The organism is Aequoribacter sp., assembly GCF_965659035.1.
In the GTDB taxonomy this organism is placed as follows: domain Bacteria; phylum Pseudomonadota; class Gammaproteobacteria; order Pseudomonadales; family Halieaceae; genus Aequoribacter.
The window spans coordinates 1-2,162 of record NZ_CBFHWH010000155.1 but is presented as its reverse complement, the minus strand read 5'-3'; the positions used below and the strand labels follow the sequence as shown (position 1 = coordinate 2,162).

General features: G+C 52.0%; 3 protein-coding genes. 2 read left to right on the top strand and 1 reads right to left on the bottom strand.

Annotated features, from left to right (window positions below; translation table 11 throughout):
• Window positions 1-31 precede the first annotated feature (31 nt).
• On the bottom strand, window positions 32-328 hold the full coding sequence (locus ACTF5Z_RS11945; RefSeq protein WP_438985832.1) for a DUF2970 domain-containing protein: 297 nt from the start codon (window positions 326-328) through the stop codon (window positions 32-34).
• A 157-nt stretch (window positions 329-485) separates the two neighbouring features.
• On the opposite strand from ACTF5Z_RS11945, the gene truD reads away from it, so the two are divergent.
• Together truD and ACTF5Z_RS11935 are read left to right on the top strand one after the other, a co-directional pair.
• The gene (gene truD, locus ACTF5Z_RS11940; protein WP_438985831.1) at window positions 486-1,478 is read left to right on the top strand and encodes a tRNA pseudouridine(13) synthase TruD; all 993 of its coding nucleotides are present in this window, start codon (window positions 486-488) and stop codon (window positions 1,476-1,478) included.
• A 160-nt stretch (window positions 1,479-1,638) separates the two neighbouring features.
• On the top strand, window positions 1,639-2,162 hold a 524-nt coding region (locus ACTF5Z_RS11935), incomplete at its 3' end, for a DUF3604 domain-containing protein (RefSeq protein ID WP_438985830.1).

The following is a 2,162-nucleotide window of genomic DNA, read 5'->3' as shown; positions in this document are numbered from 1 at the left end:
GCCATTACTCTGGGCACTGATCAATGATTGCCTAGCGAGAAGGAATCCAATTCACAAGCACCACCAAACCCGCAACGATCACCGCGAAGTAAATGAACGCGGCAATGACAATATGTAAACCATTGGCGCGTCTAAAATCTTCCTCGCGTTGCGCACGGGTGCGCACACCCAAATGGCCCGATAGAATAATGATAAACACACGCCAAAACCCTAGGGGCTTCTCATGTGGGTCAGGGCGGCCCAACCAATGCGATTTTTCTGGCTGGGCGGTGTCGGCTTTGGCCTGCTTGCTATCGGCCGACTCACTTTGAACGGGTATCTCTGACAAAAGCGTAGCTTCTTAACACTGTATTGGTTGCCAAGCATACCAAACGCTAAGCCCCCAAACCTTAAGAGACTGTCTGGTTACAATAATTGTTAATGGGTACATGGGCTCTATCAGCCCACCTGAGGTACACTGCGTCTTTCAGTTAGTAGACTTTGGCATGACAAACACTTCCGCAGTACATGAGTTGCTACACGCGCACGGTGGCCCCTTGTTTCACGCGCAAATTAGAACCCAACCCGAAGATTTTCAGGTCACCGAAGCCTTAGGTTGGGAGCCCAGCGGCGACGGCGAACACGATTTTTTATGGATTAAAAAAACCAGCGCTAACACTGAGTGGGTAGCGCAGCGCCTGGCTGAGTTCGCTAATGTACCCTTAAGCGATATAGGTTTCTCGGGCATGAAAGATCGTCACGCGGTTACTCAGCAATGGTTTAGTGTGCCGCGTTGGCACAAGCCCAACTGGACTGAGTTTGTCGCCGAGGGCGTCGAAGTGCTTCGCGTCGAGCGCCACCTGCGCAAACTCCGTCGAGGTGCCCACGACGCCAACCATTTTCGTATTGTGCTGAGGTTTAGCGAGCCAATTGATGCCAATGCCGTCGCGCAGCGCCTAGACGCCATGGGTGCGCTAGGCGTGCCTAACTACTACGGCGAGCAGCGCTTTGGCCGAGAGGGCGGTAACCTTGGTCTTGCCGAAGCCTGGGCTAAAGGCAAACGCCTCTCGCGTAACAAGCGTAGCTTGGCCATATCGAGTATGCGCTCGCATCTGTTTAATCAAGCGCTCGGCGAACGCGTGGGGGCGGGTACTTGGAATCAATTGATCGAAGGTGATAAAGCCAATTTACAGGGTTCTAAAAGCGTGTTCGAGATCACGGAGATTGATGCCGAGCTTATTGATCGCTGCGCTCATATGGACATACATCCTGCTTTGCCTCTAGCGGGTGAAGGCTCGGGTATCGAACCCGCGCATTGGCAAAAAGCGCTTGATAAGGCACGTGTGGCGCCCGACTCCCGAAGCCTTCGTCTTAAAGTGAATGACTTACAAGCAAGCTTTGACGAAAACGCTCTCACCTTGAGCTTTAGTTTGGGCACCGGCGCTTTTGCCACTTCAGTGTTGCGCGAGCTTTGTACTTGGTCTCAACCGAGCGTTTAGTTGCATAAATTGAGACCTGCGCTTCCTCGCTAAGCCCCGCGTTAAATACGAGCTAAGTTATTCGGCTTCGTCTAAATGGCTTATTCGCTTTATTGTCAGTTTATTCATATCCGGCATCTGCTAGTTTACGATTACCGCATAATAAACACGGAGTCTGGATATGTTCGGGACGCGAAAGCCCCTAATTAAGAGCGCGATGTTGGGTATGGGGCTCGTCTTGACGCAGGGCGTCAGCGCGAGCGATGAATATCCAAGCAGAGTGTATTGGGGCGACACCCATTTACACTCGTCGTTCTCAGCAGATGCTAACGTTATTGGCAACGTATCGCTTACCCCAATTGACGCCTACGCCTTTGCCAAGGGTCAGAAGATTGAAGTGACACCTGGTGTCGACACCCAACTTAGCCGGCCTCTGGACTTTTTAGTGGTATCGGATCACTCCGAATATCTCGGCGCACTGGCGGTCAATCGAGAGCGCAATCTCCTAGAAAAAGTTAGCGGTTTATCGCAGCGCTTTTTTGGAGCCATCATGCAGTTGGCGGACATTACCGAATCGCCGGATGACGAAACAGCCCTAATCCGCAAAGACACGTGGCAAAAAAGCATCGAGATGGCAGAACAGGCCAATGAGCCCGGGATATTTAGCGCCATCACTGGATTTGAGTGGACATCTATGCCTGACGG

Bases quoted from the DNA above. Each gene is read 5' to 3' on its own strand.
- truD (WP_438985831.1), top strand. From the start codon at position 486: ATGACAAACACTTCCGCAGTACATGAGTTGCTACACGCGCACGGTGGC.